This window comes from Streptomyces sp. NPDC021622 (genome assembly GCF_040640795.1).
GTDB lineage: Bacteria > Actinomycetota > Actinomycetes > Streptomycetales > Streptomycetaceae > Streptomyces.
On the sequence record NZ_JBFACK010000003.1, the window covers coordinates 610939 to 631030 of the forward strand.

General features: G+C 71.8%; 11 protein-coding genes. 4 read left to right on the top strand and 7 right to left on the bottom strand.

Features of this window, described 5'->3' with window-relative positions:
- The first annotated feature begins 31 nt into the window (after positions 1–31).
- Together AB0G47_RS10230 and AB0G47_RS10235 are read left to right on the top strand one after the other, a co-directional pair.
- On the top strand, positions 32–2284 hold the full coding sequence (locus AB0G47_RS10230) for a bifunctional glycosyltransferase family 2 protein/CDP-glycerol:glycerophosphate glycerophosphotransferase (protein WP_360766400.1): 2253 nt from the start codon (positions 32–34) through the stop codon (positions 2282–2284).
- Positions 2285–2368: 84 nt separating this feature from the next.
- Entirely contained in the window at positions 2369–3244 is an 876-nt protein-coding gene (locus AB0G47_RS10235; protein ID WP_360766403.1) for a class I SAM-dependent methyltransferase, read from the top strand.
- 177 nt (positions 3245–3421) lie between these two features.
- On the opposite strand, the gene AB0G47_RS10240 is transcribed toward AB0G47_RS10235, so the two are convergent.
- The 6 genes from AB0G47_RS10240 to AB0G47_RS10265 form a co-directional block, all read right to left on the bottom strand.
- Complete coding sequence (locus AB0G47_RS10240) at positions 3422–4588, bottom strand: glycosyltransferase (RefSeq protein ID WP_360766406.1); 1167 nt, start codon at positions 4586–4588, stop codon at positions 3422–3424.
- On the bottom strand, positions 4585–7401 hold the full coding sequence (locus tag AB0G47_RS10245) for a CDP-glycerol glycerophosphotransferase family protein (RefSeq protein WP_360766409.1): 2817 nt from the start codon (positions 7399–7401) through the stop codon (positions 4585–4587). The genes AB0G47_RS10240 and AB0G47_RS10245 overlap by 4 nt, the downstream gene beginning before the upstream one ends.
- A complete protein-coding gene (locus AB0G47_RS10250) occupies positions 7398–10922 on the bottom strand; it encodes a CDP-glycerol glycerophosphotransferase family protein (protein WP_360766412.1) in 3525 nt (1174 codons plus the stop codon). The genes AB0G47_RS10245 and AB0G47_RS10250 overlap by 4 nt, the downstream gene beginning before the upstream one ends.
- 185 nt (positions 10923–11107) lie before the next feature.
- Positions 11108–11920 carry a TylF/MycF/NovP-related O-methyltransferase gene (locus tag AB0G47_RS10255; RefSeq protein ID WP_360766414.1) on the bottom strand — a complete coding sequence of 271 codons (813 nt, stop codon included), beginning with the start codon at positions 11918–11920 and terminating at the stop codon, positions 11108–11110.
- Between the two features lie 55 nt (positions 11921–11975).
- Complete coding sequence (locus AB0G47_RS10260; protein WP_360766417.1) at positions 11976–12716, bottom strand: methyltransferase domain-containing protein; 741 nt, start codon at positions 12714–12716, stop codon at positions 11976–11978.
- Between the two features lie 85 nt (positions 12717–12801).
- The gene (locus tag AB0G47_RS10265) at positions 12802–14031 is read right to left on the bottom strand and encodes an acyltransferase (protein WP_360766419.1); all 1230 of its coding nucleotides are present in this window, start codon (positions 14029–14031) and stop codon (positions 12802–12804) included.
- Between the two features lie 110 nt (positions 14032–14141).
- Between AB0G47_RS10265 and AB0G47_RS10270 the strand changes: the two genes are divergently transcribed.
- A complete protein-coding gene (locus AB0G47_RS10270; RefSeq protein ID WP_360766422.1) occupies positions 14142–15122 on the top strand; it encodes a hypothetical protein in 981 nt (326 codons plus the stop codon).
- Positions 15123–15156: 34 nt separating this feature from the next.
- A complete protein-coding gene (locus AB0G47_RS10275) occupies positions 15157–17982 on the top strand; it encodes a stealth conserved region 3 domain-containing protein (protein ID WP_360766425.1) in 2826 nt (941 codons plus the stop codon).
- On the opposite strand, the gene AB0G47_RS10280 is transcribed toward AB0G47_RS10275, so the two are convergent.
- A complete protein-coding gene (locus tag AB0G47_RS10280) occupies positions 17964–20060 on the bottom strand; it encodes a CDP-glycerol:glycerophosphate glycerophosphotransferase (protein ID WP_360766428.1) in 2097 nt (698 codons plus the stop codon). The two genes, AB0G47_RS10275 and AB0G47_RS10280, sit on opposite strands and share 19 nt — an antisense overlap.
- Between the last annotated feature and the right edge of the window lie 32 nt (positions 20061–20092).

Below are 20092 nucleotides of genomic sequence, written 5' to 3' on the forward strand. Positions count from 1 at the left end.
CAGTATGCCCGCGCCGACCCATGGATGTGCCTTGCCCCGGTTCAGTGTCATCGTTCCCGTGTACAAGGTGCAGGCATATCTGCACGCATGTCTGGAATCGGTCCTCGACCAGTCGTTCACGGATCTCGAACTGATCGTGGTGGACGACTGTTCGCCGGATGCCTGCGGCGCCCTCATCGACGAGTTCGCGGCCCGCGACAACCGCGTCCAGGCCGTCCACCTGAAGGAGAACGTCGGCCTCGGCCGGGCGCGCAACGCGGGCATGGAACACGCCGGCGGCGACTACCTGCTCTTCCTCGACGGCGACGACACCCTCACCCCCGGCGCCCTGCACGCCATCTCCGACCGCCTCAAGGAGACGGACGAGCCGGACGTCCTCGTCTATGACTACGCGCGTACGTATTGGTCGGGCGAGACCGTGCGCAACCAGTACGCGAACCTGCTCGACGAGGACGCCGGCGCCGCACCCTTCCGGCTCGCCGAGCGGCCGAGCCTGCTGAGGCTCCTGATGGTCGCCTGGAACAAGGCCTACCGCCGCGACTTCATCGAGCGCGAGCGCTTCGTCTTCCCGCCCGGCTTCTACGAGGACACCCCCTGGACCTTCCCGGTCATGCTCTCCGCGGACTCGATCTGCACCCTCGACCGGGTCTGCCTGCACTACCGGCAGCGGCGCCGCGGCAACATCCTGAACACCACGAGCCGCAGGCACTTCGACATCTTCGACCAGTACGAGAGGGTCTTCGCGTTCCTCGACGAGCACCCCGAGTTCTCGGCGGACTGGCGGCCCGTCCTCTTCCAGCGGATGGTCGACCACTTCTGCACGGTCTTCACCAAGCGCGACCGGCTGCCGCGCGGCACCCGCGCCGACTTCCTGCGCAGGGCCCGCTCCCACTACCGCCGCTACCGCGTCCCCGGCTCGCGCGGCAGGCCCGGCAGCCGGCTGCGGCACACCCTTGTGCGGCTGGGCTCGCACCGCACCTACCGGACCCTGTGGACGGCGCTGCGGGTGCGGACCAGGGCCAGGCGGTACGCGGCCGACGCCCGCCGCCGCGCCAGGGGCGCCGCGCTCCAGCTGCACTACCGGATCCAGCTGCGCCTGCCGGTGCGCGCCGACCGTGCGGTGTTCTCCGCGTACTGGGGGCGCGGCCACGGCTGCAACCCCGGCGCCCTGGAGGCCGCGGTGCGCGAGCACGCCCCGCACATCCGCACCGCGTGGATCGCCGACGCCCGCCACCACCACTCGGTGCCGACGGCCACCCGGAAGATCCGGCCCGGCACGGCCGCGTACTGGACGGCCCTCGCCCGCTCCAAGTACCTGGTGAACAACGTCGACTTCGACCGCAGGCTGGTCAAGCGGCGCGGCCAGGTGATGATCCAGACCCAGCACGGCACGCCCCTGAAGCTGATGGGCCTCGACCTCCAGGACCGTCCGGCCGCCGCACGGGACACGGACTTCGGGGCGCTCCTGAAGAACGCCGACAAATGGGATTACGTCCTGTCCGCGAACCGGCACTCGACGCTGGTCTGGGAGCGGGTGTTCCCCGCCTCGTACACGACCCTCGAGTACGGCTACCCGCGCAACGACATCTACCAGCGGGCGACCTCCGCGGACGTGGCCCGCCAGCGCGAGCTCATCGGCATCCCCCAGGGCGCGGTCGCCATCCTCTACGCGCCCACCCACCGCGACTACCGCCGCTCCCAGCTGCGCGCCCTCGACCTGGAGCGGGTGCTGCAGGCTCTGGGCCCCCGCTTCGTGATCCTGACCCGCGCCCATCACTCGTACGCGGCACCGCTCGCCTCCTCGTCGGGCCGCCTGATCGACGTGTCGGACCACCCGAGCGTCGAGTCCCTCTGCCTCGCGTCGGACGCCCTGGTCACGGACTACTCCTCGCTGATGTTCGACTACGCCAACCTCGACCGGCCCGTCGTCCTGCACGCCGACGACTGGGAGGCCTACGAGGCGACCCGCGGCACCTATTTCGACGTGCGCGACTTCCCGCCGGGCGCGGTCGCGCGCAGCGAGGACGAGCTCACCGACATCTTCGCGACGGGCCACTGGCGCGGTTCGCGCTCGGCCCAGCTTCGTACGGCCTTCCGAAACCGCTTCTGTGTGTACGACGACGGGCGAGCGGCTGAACGAGTTGTGAGGCATGTGGTGCTCGGTGAGGCAGGGGGTCTACCGTCTGTGGCGCCACTGGCGGAGCGGCACCCCGCGCCGGCCGCGGGGGTGGCCGATGAGCCGCTGCCGCGGGCCGACGTCTCCGAGCCCACTCCGCGCTTCTGACAGCTCCAACAGCATCGTGCGCCGAAACGGCCCCCCACCCGTCCGGCAGCACTGTCCTCCTCCCCCCATCCCCAGGACCCAGACATGCAGCAAGCAACAGCGCACGCGTCCACGAACGGCACGGACACGGATCAGTTGCCGCGGCCGCGCCGGCTCTCCGACGTGAAGGGATGGTTCCATCCGGTCGACCAGGTGCTCTTCGACTGGATCCTGAGCCGGCAGTACGAACGTTCCGAGCGGGGCGACCTCCTCGAACTGGGCGCCTATCTCGGCAAGAGCGCCATCTTCATGGGTACGTATCTGCGCCCGGACGAGACCTTCACGGTCTGCGACCTCTTCGACTCGCCCGCGCCCGACGAGGCCAACTCGGCGGAGATGGGCCGCTCCTACCGGTCCACGCTCACGCGCCGCGCCTTCGAGGCCAACTACCGCTCCTTCCACGACGAGCTGCCGCAGATCGTCCAGGAGCCGTCCGCCGGCATCATCGCGCATGTGGAGCCGGACACCTGCCGCTTCGTGCACATCGACGCCTCGCATCTGTACGAGCATGTGCACGCGGACATCGCCGCGGCCCGCGAGGTGCTCGGCGCCGACGGGATCGTCGTCCTCGACGACTTCCGTGCCGAGCACTGTCCGGGCGTGGCCGCGGCGACCTGGGGCGCGGTGGCGAGCACGGGGCTCAAGCCGCTGTGCATCACGGCCACCAAGTTCTACGGGACGTGGGGCGCCTACGACGCGATCCACGCCGATCTCGCGGCGTTCCTGAAGGAGCGCGACGACATGTGGCACGGCGCCGAGGAGGTCGCCGAGTTCCCGATGATCCGCATCAGCGGCAAGAAGGCACGGCCACCGGAGCAGCCGGTTTCCCGATACGCCGGGCAGCCCCCGAAGCCGGCGCCCGCGCCGGCCCGCACCAAGGGCTTGCTGGCGTCGCTGCTTTCGCGGGCGGGACGTAACTGAGATTCCGGCGCAGAGATAACGGGGCCCGTCCCGGTACGGGCCCCGTCAGGGGCGCGGGGCTGTGACATATGCGGCTCCGCCGCGAAGGGGGTCCCCCCTGTTCGAGCGAAGCCGAGAACTTGGGGGAGCGACAAGCCCCCACCGACCCGCAGCCATCTCCGCGCCCCAGCAAAGCACTCAACGCTCAAGCAACTCGAACAACGCCTCCCAGCGCTCAAGCACAGCCGCCTCCGAGAACCTCTGCACATTCACCCGCGCCCGCTCCCCCATCGCATCCCGCAGCCGGGGATTACCCGTCAGGCGGAGGAGCCGGTCGGCGAGCGCCTCCACGTCACCGGCGGGCGCAAGCAGCCCGTCCTCGCCGTGCCGGACGATCTCCCGTACGCCCGGCGCGCAGTCGAAGGCCGCGCACGGCACCGCACTGGCCATCGCCTCCATCAGGGCAAGCGGGAAACCCTCCCCGCGCGAGGACTGGACGAAGACCGAGCTCTGCGCGAGCACGCCCGGCACATCACCGGTGCGGCCCATCCACTGCACCGAACCGTCGAGGCCGAGGCGCGTGCACTGGCGCCTGAGGCCGGCCTCGTCCGCGCCCGCGCCATAGATCCGCAGCGTCCAGTCCGGGCGCTGCGGGGCGACAAGCGCCCAGGTGTCGACGAGCATGTCGACGCCCTTCTGGTCGGCGAGCCTGCCGATGCTGCAGACCACCTTCTGGCGGCGCTGCGAGGGGACTTCGGGCAGGTGGGCAAGGGCGTTGGGCATCGCTCCCACGTTGTGCATGCCGTCGGCGATCCAGTCGTCGGCGTCCTCCTGGGTGAGCGCGAGCCAGCGGTCCACGGAGGGGTAGTTGCGCTTGACCGAGCGGTAGCGGTGGCAGGCGCGGGTGTAGGCGTACGACTCGTGGCTCATGCCGATGATGCGCAGGCCCGCGGTGTCCGCCTCCCTGATCCACTCCATCGGCCAGACCTGCGTGACGATGGCGACGGCGCCGGGGCGCGCGGTGCGGAAGAGCCCGGAGAGCCGGTCGACCGTCCGCTTCTTGGCGGCGATCCGCGCCGATTCGCGGCGCCACGCCACGACGTTGAGCCGGCCGAGACCGCGTACGGGGCGGGGTGTCGGCGGGTGTTCGCGGTAGAGGCTGGTGACGGGGTAGCCGAGGTCGTCGGGGAGCTCCAGTTTCAGCTCGGCCTCGTGGACGCCGATGACGTGCACCCGGTGGCCGACGGCCGTGAAGAGGCGGGCCATCTGGTGGGCCCAGGCGGTGACTCCGCCCAGCTCGTCGACGGTGTTCGCGACGAGGAAGAGGTCGCGGCCGCGCACCGCGGCCGTGGTCGTGGTGGTCATGTGCCGGCCCCCTTGGCTGCGTCTTTCGTGTTCCCGAACCGCTCCCCGAACAGGGCGTCCACCACGTCCGCGGCGGCCCGCCCCTTGTCGTACGCGCCGAAGCGCCGCGCGAACGTCCGCCGGGCGTCGGCCCACGCCCCGTCGGCCTGCTTCAGCGTGGCAAGCGTCCGCAGCAGCTCCTCCTGCGTCTCGACCACGGGGCCGCCCGCGTCGTCCCGCAGCGCGAAGTAGCTGCCCCGCTCGGCCGCGTACGCGTCGAGGTCCGGGGCGAAGTGCACCAGCGGACGGTCGAGGAGCGCGAAGTCGAACATGATCGACGAGTAGTCGGTCACCAGGATGTCGGCAAGGCAGAGCAGTTCGCTGACGTCGTGATGGGCGGAGACGTCGACGACGGTGCCCGGCGGGCACACGGGGAGGCTCGCGGCCTCCATGTAGTGGGCGCGCACCAGAAGTACGTGGGTGTCGCCGAAGCGGTCGGCGAACTTCCTTACATCCAAGGGGAGTTGAACGGGCTTGTTGCCCTTGGGCAGGCCGCGGAAGGTCGGCGCGTAGAGGACGACCGTCTTGTGGTCGGGGATGCCGAGCGCGGCGGCCGTGGCCGGGCGCGGGAATCGGCCCGACGCCTCGTCGTCGGCGCGTGCGGCGACGAGCCGGTCGTTGCGCGGATAGCCGCAGCGCAGCAGCCGCTCGTCGGGGATGCCGTAGGCGCGGGCGAGGGTGTTCACGTCGTGCTCGGAGCGCACCAGGAAGTGGTCGAAGCGGTCGACGGCGCGCTGCAGCCGGGCGCGCCGGGGGGCGTTCTGCGTCTTGACGCGCGCCTCGTCGAAGCCCATCCGTTTGTACGCGGAGCCGTGCCAGGTCTGCAGATACGTGGTGTGGCGGGGCTTCTCCAGGGCGTGCGGGAAGCCCTGGTTGTCGATCCAGAACTCGGCGCGGGCGAGGGCCCACAGATAGCGGTAGGACCAACGGCGGGCGAGCCGGGCTGACTTGGGGAATCCGTCGGGTGACTTCGCATACGACCAGGTGCAGCGGAGCCGCAGCCCCCGGTCGAGGATCTCCTGGTGGACGGCGCGCGGGCTGTCGCCGTAGCACTTGCCCATATGGCTCTCGAAGACCACCGAGCCCTTGCTGACGGGGAGCCGTCTCAGCACCTGCCGGTAGAAGCGGATCTTGACGGGCTGCGCGCCGAGCCGGTCGAGCCTCTTGCGCAGGGCGCGGATCCGCAGTTTCAGCTTGCGGGCGGGGCGGAAGTGCGTGGCGTAGTGCAGCGCCGCGCGCAGCACGCGGGTGGCCCCGTCGCGGGGGTGCGGGCGCAGCTCCAGCTTGTTGCCGCCGGTGACGGTGATCCCCGGGCTCTGACCCACGGTCTCCCGCTCTGCGACGAGTTCGGTGCCCAAGTCCTGGGCGCCTGCCGTCAGTTGGAGCTGTGGCTCCCACACGCGGTCGCCGGTGCCGAGTTCGCGCAGGCCGCCGGTGAGCCGGACCCTGGCGCGCCAGACGATCGCACCGCCGTCGTGGCGCACCTCCTCGACGGGTACGCGAAAGCCCCGCCGTGCCGTGCCGCGTGCTCGTACGTGGAGCCGGGCGGTGAGCGGCGGGCGCTCCGGGAGCAGCTCGGCCGGCAGCACGACCCGGCCTTCAAGGACCGCTTCGCCGCCCTCAACTGTGCATCGGGTGAGGCGGTTGAGGAGCCGCACGTCGCTCAACTGCCGGTGCTGGTGGCCGAGTTCCGTGACGTCGAGCACCTCGCGTACGCGTGGGTCGTCGAGGCCTTCGGCCCGCCAGTAGACCTTGCCGTCGCGCTCGGTCAGCTCCGAGACCACCGTGCCCGGCCTGGCGAGCGCGTACGCCGCTGTGAGGACGCCCTCCGTGTCGCCCTCCGCGAGCAGCCGTACGCACACCCGCTCCACCGGGGCGAGCTCGTCAAGGGCGCGCAGGTCCATGCTGCCCTTCAGGTGCGGGGCGAGCGCGGATGCCGTCTCGTGACGCTGCTCGGCGGTGAGCCGCGGGAACGTCCGCGCGCACGGCAGCACATGGTCGCCGAGGAAGGCCCGCTCGCGCCGGTCGCAGAGGTCGAGGCGGCCGAGGCCGATCAGGAGCGCGGCGACGCGGGCGTTGGCCTCCGCGAGGGCGGGGGTCTCGCGGGCGGGGGCGGGAGCCGCGCGGCGGGTGGTGATCAGGTTCGGCACGAGGGCGATGCCCTTGACGGCGAGCGCGGCCCGGACGCCGAAGAGGACCTCGCTGTGGGCTAGGTCGTCCGCGTACCGGAGTGAGGCCCTTTCGAGAATCTCTCGGCGGACGCAGAACCCGGTGAGCAGGGAGTCCCTGACGACGAGTTCGGGTGCGTCGGCGAGGTCGCGCACCACCCTTGTCCTGGCGTGCAGTTGGGCCTGCCAGCCGGGGCCGCGTTCCTTCTTGCCGCTTCCCGTGAGCCGCGTCCAGCGCCCCGCCACCAGGTCGGCGCCGGTGGTGCGTGCCGCATCGAAGAGGTTGCGGCAGGCGTGCGCCTGGAGGCGTTCGCCCGCGCCGAGAACAATCACGTACCGGCCGCGTGCCGCGTCGAGCCCGAGGTTGCGCGCCGCTCCCGTGGACAGGTCTCCGTCTACGCGCACGAGGCGTACGCGGTGCGGGTGGTCGGCGGCGAGCACGGCGGCCGCCTCGCTCACCGCGGGCTCGGTGCCGGGGTCGACGACGACGGCCTCGACGCCCGTCATCGACTGGCCGACGACGGACCGCACGGAGGCCTTCAGGGCGGCCGCACTGCCGCCGGCGACGACGACACAGCTGACGTCGTGCAGATCGGGCGTGCTCATGCGCGGCCTCCCTCGGGCAGGCCGTCCCCGCGCACGCCGCCGGCGAGCATGGCGTCCACGACACCGGCGGCCGCGCGCCCGTCGTCCAGGTCGCAGAAGACCTCGCGGAATCTGTCGTACGCGTCGGCGTACGCGGCGGTGGCCGCCCGCGGGTCGCGCAGCGCGTCGATCACCTCGTCGCCCGTCGCGAGCAGCGGACCCGGCGCCTGCGCCGCGAAGTCGAAGTAGAAGCCGCGCAGGGTGTCGCGGTAGTGGTCGAGGTCGTAGGTGTGGAAGAGCATGGGGCGGCCGGTCTGCGCGAAGTCGAACATCAGGGACGAGTAGTCCGTCACCAGCACGTCGCTGATCAGGAGGAGTTCGCTGACGTCGGGGTAGCGCGTGACGTCGCGGACGCAGTCGGACTCGGGGACGGTGCCGCCCACCAGGTAGTGCCTGCGCACGAGGAGCACCTGGTCGTCGCCGATGGCGCGCTCGGCGGCGGCCAGGTCGATCTGCAGGTCGAGGCCGTAACGGCCGCCCTTCTTGGGCTGGTTCTCGCGCCAGGTCGGCGCGTACAGGACGACACGTCTGCCCTCGGGGATGCCGAGCCGTTCGCGTACGGACGCGGCGACCTTCTCGCGGTCGGCGGCGTGCAGCAGGTCGTTGCGGGGGTAGCCGCACTCCAGGACCGCGCCGGTGTGGCCGAAGGCGCCGCGCAGCAGGGGCGTCGAGAAGCGGTTCGGGGAGACGAGGACGCTCCACTGGGCGGCGCGGGCGGGCAGCGTCGCCATGTAGGCGGTGTCCCCGGACGCGTGTCCCGCCAGGTCGCGGCCGATGCGCTTGAGCGGGGTGCCGTGCCAGGTCTGCACGACGAACTGCCCTTCGGCGCGCTCGAACCAGTCGGGCAGCTGAGTGTTGGTCACGATGTGGCGGCAGCGGGCCAGTGCCTCGTACCAGTCGGCGCTCCACATGGCGATCGGCCGTGCGCTCTCGGGCACGTCGACCTGCTGGTCGCGCACCACCCACAGGTGCTCCAACTCGGCGCCGCGGCCCACCAGTTCCTCATGGATGGCGCGGGGCGAGTCGGAGTACTGGCGTCCGTCGAAGCTGGAGTACAGGACGGCGTCCCGCAGCGGCCCGCCGCGCTGTGCCGCGTACGCGTCGCGCAGCCGCCGCTGCCGGGGTCCGCCCCGGTCGGCCAGGGGCAGCGCGGAGCCGGAGCGCAGGTGCAGGCCGTCCTGGGCGTGCCGCTTCAGGGTGATCTCACGGCCGGACAGGGTGCGGGTGAGCGGAAGGCCGCGGTCGGTGCCGGGCGCCACGCACAGCGGGGTGTACTCATCGGGGTCGCTCTCGCCCGGCTCGCGCAGGAAGAGGTTCCAGCGCCCCTCGGCGAGCGGCAGGGTGCCCGCGTGGCCCCGGACGGCTTCGGGGCGCAGGGCCGCCGTGAACCGGCCGCCGTCGATCCGCACCGGAAGGACGGCCTCGTCGCCGTGGCCGCCGTGCACGAGGACAAGCTCCCTGGTACGGGGCTCTTCGCCCGGGTGGCTGCCTTCGAGGACGAGTTCGCCGTCCCAGGTCACGCTGTCGACGAGCGGCCGCACGGTCTGGTCGCGCAGCTCCAGGTTGCCCGACGCGTTGGCGAGGACGAGGAGTTCACGCCCCGGCCGCAGGCCGTACCGCCCCGGCGCCACCTCGGGTCGTACGGCCACCGGGGTGCGCTCCCCGCCGCCACGGACCACCGCGACACCCCACGGGTCGGCCTTGCGCGGCTCGCCCGTGCGCTCGTCCACCTCGGGCAGGAAGAGGCCGAGCGGCACATCCGCGCTGAAATCCCGGCTGTTCACCACGGCCGGGACGTCGTGTGCCTCCTTGGTGTGCCAGTTCTCGACGCGTACGGAGTCGATGGCCTGGGACTCGCCCGCCGCGAGCCGCCCGTGCAGCCGGACGGCACCACCGCACCCCTCGTGCGCGACGAGCCGCGCCGCCACCCGCTCCGTGCGCAGCCGCAGACGTCCCTTGCTGTGCGTGACGGCCACCCGCAGGAAGTCCTCCAGATACCGCACGGGCAGCGCGGGGAGGCCGCTCGTCCTGACCGGCCCTGTGCGCGGCAGGAGCCCGCTGACCATGCCCATCTCCACGTTCCAGGTGGTGCTGCGCCGCTTGGTGACGATCCTCCTGGGGTCGATGACCGTCTCGAACCCGGACCGGTCGTAGCTGTGCAGACCCTGCTTGGAGCGGTACGTCGCCTCGCGCGCCCGCACCGTGCGCAGCTTCAGCGGCAGTACCCGCCGCCGCCCCGACCGCAGCCAGGCGACCCTGGCCCGTGCGCCGATCCGCCCGGCCGGCAGATTGCGGATGTACGCGAAGCCCTTGAGCCGCAGCAGTCCTTCGTCGTCCCACGCGGTGTGCGTGAGCTGCGCGGTGAGCGGCACGTCGGAGCGCTTGAGGGCGACCGTCTCGCGCGGCAGGCCGCCGATCCCGGGGTAGTCGGCCAGGCGCCTGCGCAGGCCGCGGACCCGGAAGGCTCCGGGGTTGGACTTCTCGTATGCCATGAAGGCGATCAGGTCGCCGGCCCTGCGCTGCTGTACGAGCCGCCACCTGACGCGCAGGGCGAGCGGAAGACCGTCCACGACCGAACGGTCGACGGTGGCGACGAAGGCGTTGGCGTGGTCGAGGAACGCCTCGTGGTACTCGGCGTCGCCGTGCGGCAGGGCCTCCATGAACAGCCACAGGTCCCCGGAGAACACCGTCCGGTCGTAGCGCCGCTTGGCCTCGGCCCAGACCTCCCCCTCCGGTGTCCCCGCCGTCTCCCCCGCCTTCCCGGCGAGGAAGCCGCTCGCCGCGAGGACGGCGGCGGTGCGGTCGCGGACGGCGCGCGGCCTGGTGCGGCCCTTGGTGATGGAGCCGTCGCGGTCGCGCCAGAGATAGACGGGGTCCTTGAGCACGTCGACGGCGTCGGCGAGGAAGTGGGCGGGGATCGTCACGGGGGTGTCCTCGAACAGGACGCCCTCCGGGAAGGAGAGGTCATGCCGGTCCCAGAAGGTCCTGCGGAAGACCTTGTTGCAGGCGATGCGGTCGCCGAGCAGACTCCAGTCGCGGGTGACGTGGGTGCCGCTGCGGTCCGTCTCCATCACCTTGCGGAACATCGGGGACTGCCTGCTCACGCCGTCGGACCGCAGCCGGTGGACGTTGCCGGTGACGAAGTCGGAGCCCGACTCCTCGAGCGCCGCCAGCATCCGTTCGTACGCGTCGGGCGGCACGACGTCATCGCCGTCCACGAACGCCAGATAGGTGCCGCGCGCCGTTCTGACCCCCGCGTTGCGGGCCGCGCCGAGCCCCGCGTTCTCCTGCTCGACCAGCCTGAATCTCCCGTCCCGCGCGGCGAACTCGCGGGCGATGCGTGGACTCCCGTCGGTGGAACCGTCGTTGACCATGACCACTTCGAGGTCCGGCATGGTCTGCTCGGCCAGTGACCGTAGGCAGGCGTCGAGGAACTCCTCGACGTTGTAGACGGGGACGACGACGGCGAGTCGGGGTGTCATGCGCTGCGCACATTCCTTCCGGAGAACTGTCGGGCACGGCTGCGCGTCCTGCGGGGGACCTACTGGTTAACAACGGCCGCCCTCGCGGGTCACCCGCCCAGAGCCATTCGAGTGATCACGCGTCGAGCCCCGTGCCCGCGGCCGGTTGGCCTGCGAGACGGGGCTCGATGACAGGTGTGTCCGGTTCAGGGTTTGACGGCGATCCGCCCCTCGTCCATGCGCAGCAGAAGCAGCCGCTCGCCGGTCTTGTCCAGGAACTCGTCGACCGCCTGGCGCGACCCCTGCCAGTAGCCGTAGTCGTCGATGAGCAGTACGCCGCCGCTGACCAACCGGCTGTAGAGATGGTCCAGTTCATGCTTGGTGGAGGCGTACCAGTCGGTGTCGAGGCGCAGGATCGAGATCTTCTCGGGCGCCTTGCGCGGGACGGTCTCCTCGACCTTTCCCTGGACGTAGTGGACGCGCTCCTCGGGGTAAGGCACCTTCGCGAAGCCCGACTTGACGTCGTCGAGGGAGGCGACCGCCCAGATCGGCCGGTCCTTGCCCTGCACCTTGAGCAGTTCCTCCGCGGACTTGCCGTCTCGGCGCAGGTCCTCTTCGGTGGGCGGGGTCATGCCCTCGTACGTGTCGAAGAGGTACAGGTCGCGCTCGGTGTCACCGGCGGCGAGCAGCGTCTTGGCGCAGGCCTGCATCGAACCGCCGCGCCACACACCGCACTCGACGATGTCGCCGGGGATGCCGTGCCGGACGACGTGCCGGGTCGCCAGGATGAAGGCGTTCAGCCGTTCGGGAGAGGTCATCGTGTACGGCTTCACCGCACGGATGATGTCCTTCGCCTCGTCGTCGTAGTCCGCGGGGAGTTTCAGGGCCTTCGACTTCGGGGCTGGAGCCGGCTTCGCCGCGCCCGGCGCGGTCGGCCGCTGGGCCGGCACCGGGTTGCGGGTCAGCTGGTATCCGGTCAGTTGCTTGAGAGCACCGTTCACTGCGCGTCGCCATGCCATGGGAGCGGACAGTACGCGTGACTCATCCGTGATGTCACATTTCGTCAACCTGGTGTCAGCTGGCTTGACTTGGTGCCGATACAGGCTGTTCGTCCCCCGCGCGCGAGGCCACCGCCTTCGGCCTTCCGCAGTCCGCGCGGCCCTCGACGGGCTTGGGCAGCGGGACGGATTCGACGCCGCCGACCTTGTTCGCCCACCACCTCGTCGTGGACCGCACCAGGGCCATCGTCAGCCTCGGGTAGCGCTCGGGCCGCTGGAAGACGCCGACGGAGTCGCCCCAGTAGGCGTGCTTGGCGTCGATGCCTCCGTAGGCGTGGCGGATGCCCTTCATCGGCGGGAAGTCCGTGTAGGCCTCGCGGAGTTCGAGCCGGGTGTACGCGGCCAGGGCGCGGAATCCGTCGGGGTAGTAGCGCCAGCAGTCCTGCGCGTCGTGCACATGGCCGCGCGACGGCGCGGTCACGAAGGCGATGCCGTTCGGCTTCAGGACGCGGGCGATCTCCAGCATCGTCGCCCAGAAGAAGGGGATGTGCTCGAAGGCCTGCCCGGAGATGAGGAAGTCGGCGCTGCGGGACTTCACGGGGATGCGGTACGGCTTGGTCATCACCGCGTCGACATTGCGGCCGTCGAGCACGTCTACGCCCACGTACTCCGTGTCGTGCCCTTCGAGCAGGGCCTTGTGGGTGCGGGTCTGCCCGTCGGAGATCCGGGCCCCGAGGTCGACCACCCGGTGACGTTTCCCCTTGGGCATGTAGTGCTCGACGCAGAGTTCCATCTGTTCGTACGCGGACTGGTGCACGTCTCCTCCAGCACAGGGATTCTTCGGCTCAGGGATTGTTCGATGTGCCCGCGTTCAACGCGTATCCACCCAAAGGGTCACGCCGTCAACTGACGTCTGCGGGCACCCGCTTGGCGGTCAGCCGGCGTGGTGTGTGCCGGGCCCACCACTTCCTCGCCGGTTCCTCGACGTACGTGTACATCGCCCAGGACAGCGCGGTCGCCACGGCGGCGACGCCGATCAGGGTGAACAGGGCGGAGTTCTCGGGCTGCGGGCGGCCCCAGGCCTCGATGGACAGCCGGTTGAGGGTCTGGTGCAGCAGGTAGAAGGCGTACGACCAGAGCCCGAGCAGCACCATGGGGCGCGAGCAGAGCCAGCCCCTGCGGCCGGTCAGCTCGCGCTGGACGTACGCGGTGATGAGGAGGGCGGCGAACACGGCGGCCAACGGCCGGACGGTCCAGGCGAGTTGATCGGCGAGGTGCGGCCACGCCCAGGCTTCGCGGTGGCAGTACGCGACGGCGTACAGGGCGAAGGTGGCGACGATGACGGGCGGTTCGAGCCGGAATCGATGCCCCCGGCGCACGGCGAGGGCGAAGACCATCCCCGCGGCGAATTCCGGCAGCCGGGCCACCGGATGCCGCATGACCCACTCGGCGGTGTGGGCCGGAAGATGAGTGTCCGCCCACCAGTTGAGCGCCCACATCGCGGCGAGGCCCGCCGCCGCGACGAGGGCGAGGGTGCGGGTGCGGTGCCGCAGGGCGGCGCGGATCGCGCAGGGGAAGAGCAGATAGAAGAAGGCCTCGACGCCGAGGGTCCAGGAGACGGGGTTGCCCGGCAGGGTCGGGACGACACCGGGGAACCAGCCCTGCACGAGGAACAGCGAGGCGACGGAGCTGAAGAGGTCCGTCGGGACGCCGCCCCAGAGGTAGAAGACCAGGACGCAGGGCACCGTGGCGGCCAGGTGCGCGGGCCAGATGCGGCCGATCCTGCGCCAGTAGAAGAGGCCGGCGCGGGTGCCGGGGCGGTGCCCCCAGGTGAGCAGGAAGCCGGAAAGGACGAAGAAGAACCCGACGCCGTGCACGCCCATCGTGGAGTAGGGAAAGAGCAGCGGCGCGTGGGCGACACCGCCTTGGGCGCTGAGTCCGGTGAAGTGGTGGGTGAAGACGGCGAGGGCGGCGAGAAAGCGAAGGCCGGTGAGGGAGTCGACGCGGGGAGCGTCGGGACTCCGGCCGCCCTCGCCGTGGGCACGCTGCCGGGCGAGCGACGGACCGGGGCTCGGGGCAAGGGGTACTTGGAGGTGCGGCAACAGCCGAAGCCGCGTACGGGAAATAGCCATTGGAGGCCTATCCCACGCACCCCCGGCCCAGTCACGCCCCCCTGCGCCACCCGGGTGACCCGGACGCGGCCACGCCGAGCCCGCGAGTGAACATCGGGCAAAGTGGTGCAATGCGCCACATTGGGTTCAGGCGGTTCCTCGCCACCGCACGGACGACCCGCTTCCGCGTGGAGCGTGCCGCGGCGGGCCGCGCCAACGGGCGGACGGAGCTGCTTCCGCCGCCCGTGCATCTCTCGCTGCGGGACAGCCGCACGCTCAACCTCGCGGTCACCGCCCCCGACGGGGAGCGGCTCGAACGCGCGCATCTTCTGGTGTCGCGCGGGCACCGGCGCTTCCGCGTACCGCTCGCCTTCGAGCGGCACACCGACGGGGGGCTGCTGCTCACCGGGACGGCGACGCTGCGCGACGTACTCGACGAGGAGAGCGGCGGCGGTCCCGCGGGCTCGCCCCGCCTCGGTGACGGTGTCTGGCGGCTGACGCTGGTCACGGCCGACGCCCGGGGGCGGGTGCGGCGGCGCGGCATCGGGATCGACGGGCACTCCTCGCTGCCGCCCACGCCGACCGTCCTCCATGCCCCCAACCCCCGCACCGGCACGCTCATCCGCATCGTCCGCTGCCGCAGCGGCCGTGCCGTGCTGCAGGTGACCCGGTCGCGGCCGCGTGCCGAGCTGGTGCGGTTCGTGCCCGGCGGTGACGGCATCACCGTGCACGGGCGGCTGGTCAGGACGGCGGCGGGGCGGCGCTGGCGGGCGAGGGCGGTGCGGCGGCGCGACGGGGTCACCGTCCCCGTGGGGGCGCTGTGGGAGGGCGCCGAGTTCAGCTTCCGGCTGCCGCTCGGGGAGATGGCGGGGGCGAGCCCCGGCCAGTGGGTGTGGGACTTCCACGTGGAGGGCGAAGACACGGAAGCGGGCGAGGGCCCGCTGCCGCTGGGGCGCCGGCTCCACGACGTACGCGATCCCGCCACCGCCTTCCCCACACCCTTCCGCGTCTTCGCCCTGCCCGGCGGCGCCCTGGTCCGTGCGCACGCGCACTTCACCAAGTCCGGGGCGTTCGCGGTCACTTGCTGGGACATCACGGAACAGACGTCATGACGGAGTCCGGACCGGACCTCACTCAGGAGACCTCATGAAGATCACGTACCTCCTCGGCTGGGGCGACGAGATGGGCGGCACCGAGCTGGCCACCTACACCCAGGCGCAGCATCTGGCGGACCGGCACGACGTCGAGGTCATCTCCGTCTTCCGGACCCGCCCCGAGCCGTTCTTCCCCGAGGCCCGCAGCCTCCCCGTCCGCTATCTGGTGGACCGCACCGCCACCCCCGAGCGGCCGGTGCGCGGTTCGCGCCTGGACGACACGGCGTGCCGGACGCTTGCCGCGCTGCCCAGCGAGCTGATCAGGCCGGACTGGGAGCCCGCGTTCGACCGGCTCTCCGACGTCGAGATGGCCGCCGCCCTCGCAACGCTGGACACCGACGTCCTGGTCACCACCACGCCCGCCCTGATGGCCGCCGCCGTCGAGCTGGTCCCCGCCCACGTCGTCACCGTGCACCAGGAGCACCGCCCGACACAGCGCCGCGGCCCGTCCGGCGAGCCCCTGCTCCTGCACGCGCCGCGCCTGGACGCGCTGGTCGCCCTCACCGACCGCACCCGTGACTGGATCGCGGAGTCCCTCGGTGCCACCGCCCCCGAGCTCGCGGTCATCCCGAACGCGGTGCCCGACGGCTTCCGGCCGCGCGCCGACGGCGAGAGCAAGGTCATCGTCATGGCGGCGCGGCTCACCGGCGAGAAGCGCGTCGACCACGCCGTACGGGCCTTCGCCGAGCTGGCCGACGCCTATCCCGACTGGACGCTGCGGATCTTCGGCGGCGGCCACCGCGAGCAGCAGCTGCGCCGCCTGGTCGACGGCTTGGGCCTGCAGGACCGCGTCGAGCTCCTCGGCCCCTGCCAGGACATGGCCGCCGAGTGGGCCAAGGCGGGGCTCAGTCTGATGACCGCCGGGCACCACGAGGCGTTCCCGCTGGTGCTGCTCGAAGCGCTCGCGGCCGGGGTGCCCGTTGTCGCGTACGACGTCCTGACCGGGCCCGCCGAGATCGTCAGGCACCGCGTGGACGGACTGCTGGTACCGCCCGGCGAGGTGCGTGAACTGGCCGCCGCGATGAGCGAGTTGATGGGCGACCCGGAGACCCGCCGGTCCTACGCCCGTGCCGCGCGCGAAGGTGTCTACGCCCGCTTCTCCTCCGCCGAGGTCACCGCGCGCTGGCAGGAGCTGTACTCCCGGCTCGTGGCCCGCCGTGCCGCCCCAGAGCGGCTGCGCGACCGGGCGGACCGGGTGGCGCTCGGCGTCGCGTCCGGCGGCAGCGGCTTCCGCCCGACCACCCCGTACACCCTGGACGCCGCCCCGGACACCGACGAGCGCGCCCGCGAGGACGAGATCGCCGCCGCCGACACCAGCGGCCTTCTCATCCGCTCGGTGGGCCGCCTGGCCGAGCGGCGCGACGACGTGCTCGCGCCCGGCATGACCGACTGGAACCTCGAACTCACCGCCACCGCCCTGGAGGCGCAGGACATCCCGTACGTCCTGGTCCGCGACGCAGGCACCGCGCACACGCTCGCCGTGGCCGACGACGAGCGCGACGGCGCCCTCAAGGCACTCGCGGAGTCCCTGCACGGCCAGCCCGTCTACGCCGAGCTGGTCAACCCGCGCGACGCGGCCCCCGGGGTGGTGCTCGCCGAACGCCTCGACCGCATCGGCGAGGTCGCGGGCGTCCGGGTCTTCAAGCCGGTGACCACGACGACGCTCTCCCTGCGGCACGGCGTCGGCCAGGCCTGCACGGTGGCGTTCTGGCCGCGCATCGACCCCGGGTCCGACACCCGCCGCGCCCCCTTCGGCACCACCCTCGCCGGGCCCGAACTCCCCTCGCTCGCCCCCACCGCGACCCTGCGCGTCGCCGACCGCACCTACCCGACCCTCGACGTCTTCTCCCAACTCCTCATGCGAGACGTCGACTTCCCCATCGACGCCGTCTACACCTGGGTCGACGACTCCGACCCCGAGTGGCGTGCCCGCCGCGAGGCCGCGCTCGGCGGCCCCGACGACGGCTCGTCCGCTGACCACGGCGCGGTCCGCTTCCGCAACCGCGACGAACTCCGTTACTCACTGCGCTCGTTGGCGATGTACGCCCCGTGGATCCGGCACATCTACCTCGTCACGGCGGGCCAGACGCCGTCCTGGCTGAACACGGACCACCCGGACGTGACGGTGGTCGACCACCGCGACCTCTTCGCCGACCCGGACGCCGCGCTCCCCACCTTCAACTCGCACTCCATCGAGAGCCAACTGCACCGCATCGAGGGCCTGTCGGAGCACTTCCTCTACTTCAACGACGACATGTTCCTGGGCCGCCCCACCACCCCGGACACCTTCTTCCTCAGCTCCGGCACCGCCCGCTTCTTCTGGTCGACGGCGTCCGTGCCCGCGCTTCCGGTGTCACCGGACGACGAGGGCTATCTGGCGGCGGCGAAGAACAACCGCGAGCTGCTGCGCCGCGCGTTCGGCAGGACGGCGACCCACAGCTTCTTCCACGCGCCCTACGCCCTGCACCGCGGCGTGCTCGCCGAGCTCACCGAGCGGTTCGCCGACGAGCTGGAAGCGACCGCGCGCAGCCGCTTCCGCTCGAACGGCGACCTGGCGCTCGTGTCGTCCCTGCACCACCACTACGCGTATCTCACCGGCCGCGCGGTGCCGGGGGACATCGCGTACGACTTCGTGGACATCGGACGGCGCGCGGACCACGCCCGCCTCGGTCAACTGCTGCAGTCCCGCAACCAGACGGCCTTCTGCATCGGCGAGTCCCCGGACAGCGAACTGTCCGACGAGGAAATGGCACTCGCCATCCGCGCGTTCCTGACGGCGTACTTCCCCGTGCGTTCCCCCTACGAGCGGGGCGCCTGACCTTCGAGGAACAGCCGCCGCACCACCCGCTCGGCGGCGCCCCCGTCGTCGTACGGACAGAACCGCGCCCGGAACGCCGCGCGCAGCTGCGTCGTCTCCGGCGTGTCCCAGCCGCCGCCGCGGAAGAGGTCCGTGAGCTCCTCCTCGGTGGTGGCCACGGCCCCCGGTGTCTCGCCCGGCCGCCCGGAGAGCAGGTCGAAGTAGGTCCCGCGGGCCAGCCGGTACGCCTGCCAGTCGGGGGCGTACGTGATGATCGGGCGGTCCAGGCAGGCGTAGTCGAACATCAGCGACGAGTAGTCCGTGACCAGGGCGTCGGCGGCCAGGCACAGCTCCTCCACGCGGGCGTGCCCGGTGACGTCGATGAGCTGGGGGTGGGCGCGCAGGCCCGCTTCGGCGCCGTAGAAGTAGTGGGCGCGCACGAGCACGACGTACGAGGGGCCGAGCGCGCGCACGAAGCGCTCCAGGTCGACGCGGGGCAGGAAGCCCTTCTGGTAGTCACGGTGCGTGGGCGCGTAGAGCAGCACCGTCCTGCCGTCTGCGATACCCAACCCCTCGCGGATGTAGGCGACTTCGCTCTCGCCTGCCGTGAAGTAGACGTCGTTGCGCGGATAGCCGGCCTCCAGGGCCTCGTACGCCGTCGAGGGGTAGACCCGCTCCCAGACCTCCGTGGAGTGCGGGTTGGCGGAGAGGCTGAGGTCCCACTGGTCGGTGTGGTCGAGGACCTTCTGGAAGCTGATGCCGTGCGTGCCCGCCGGGTAGCGGCGCTGGTCGAGGCCCATCTTCTTGAGCGGGGTTCCGTGGTGGGTCTGGAGGTAGACCTGGCCGGGGCGTTTGGTGAAGCCGCCGGGGAAGCTGGAGTTGTTGATCAGGTAGGTGGCGCGGGCCATCGTCTGCCAGTAGCTCCGTGAGCCTTCGATGACGTACTCGACACCGGCGGGCACCCGGTGCTTGTTGCGGCTCGACACGACCCACACCCCCTTGATGTGCGGGGCGATTTCGCGGGCCTTGGCGTGGATGGCGGCCGGGTTGCAGGAGATGCCGCGGTTCCAGTACGCGCCGTACACCGCGAGCTGCGGGTCGAGGGCGCGGCGCAGGTCGGTGCGGTAGGTGACGCGCATGGCGCGGGCGCGGAGCTTCTTCTTCTGGCGCTTGAGCCTGCGGGCGACGCCCTCGCGCCGGGAGGCCCGCTTGCGCTGCTTCTCGTGGGCGGCGAACGAGGCGGCGGCCAGGGCCTCCTCGCCCGCGCCGGCGGGCGGCGCGGCCGCGTAGGTGCGGTACAGGCGGGACGCCGCGCGGAAGAAGTCGCGGCGGTCGCCCGGCGCGATGCGGCCCGGGTCGTCGAGCACGGCGAGCAGATGCGCGGCGGCGTGCGGCAGGAGCCGCTCGCGGCCTGCCGGGTCGGCGCCGGCGAGCAGCTCTTCGTAGCGCCCGACGACCGCGAAGTGCGCCCGCCCCGGGGACTTGGCGAAGCTGCCGCCGCGCCGCTCGCGCCAGCGCACACAGGGCTCGGCCAGTGCGTCGACACGGGCGCCCGGCGCGAGGATCGCACGATGTACGGGGATCACGTCCTCGTACGGCCCGTCGCTGAAGGTCAGGCGGTGGCGCTGCCAGAAGACGCGCCGGAAGACACGGTTCCAGGCGGCCACGGTGACGGCCAGGGGGTCGCCGGCCGGGTCGTCGCCGCCCGCGCGCACGTTCTCCCACCAGTCGACGCGGTCGTGTCCTGTGAGCAGCACGTCCGGGTCGCCGGCGCGGTCGAGGGCGGCCGCGATCGCCTCAAGGGCGCCCGGCAGCAGCAGATCGTCGCCGTCGAGGAAGAGGAGATAGTCCCCGGTGGCGCGGTCCGCGCCGATGTTGCGGGCCGGGCCGGGTCCGGCCTGCGCGGGGGCGCGGACGAGTTGCACGCGCGGGTCGCGCTCCGCACGCTGCGCGGCGATCGCGGCGGAGGCGTCGGGCGACGCGTCGTCCACGACGATCAGCTCCAGGTCACCGAAGCTCTGGTCAAGCACGGAGTCCAGGCATTCCCGCAGGTAGCCCTGGACGCGATGGGCGGGGACGACAACCGAGAAGCGCGACATGGGAACTGACGGTAGCCAGTCGGACACGGCCT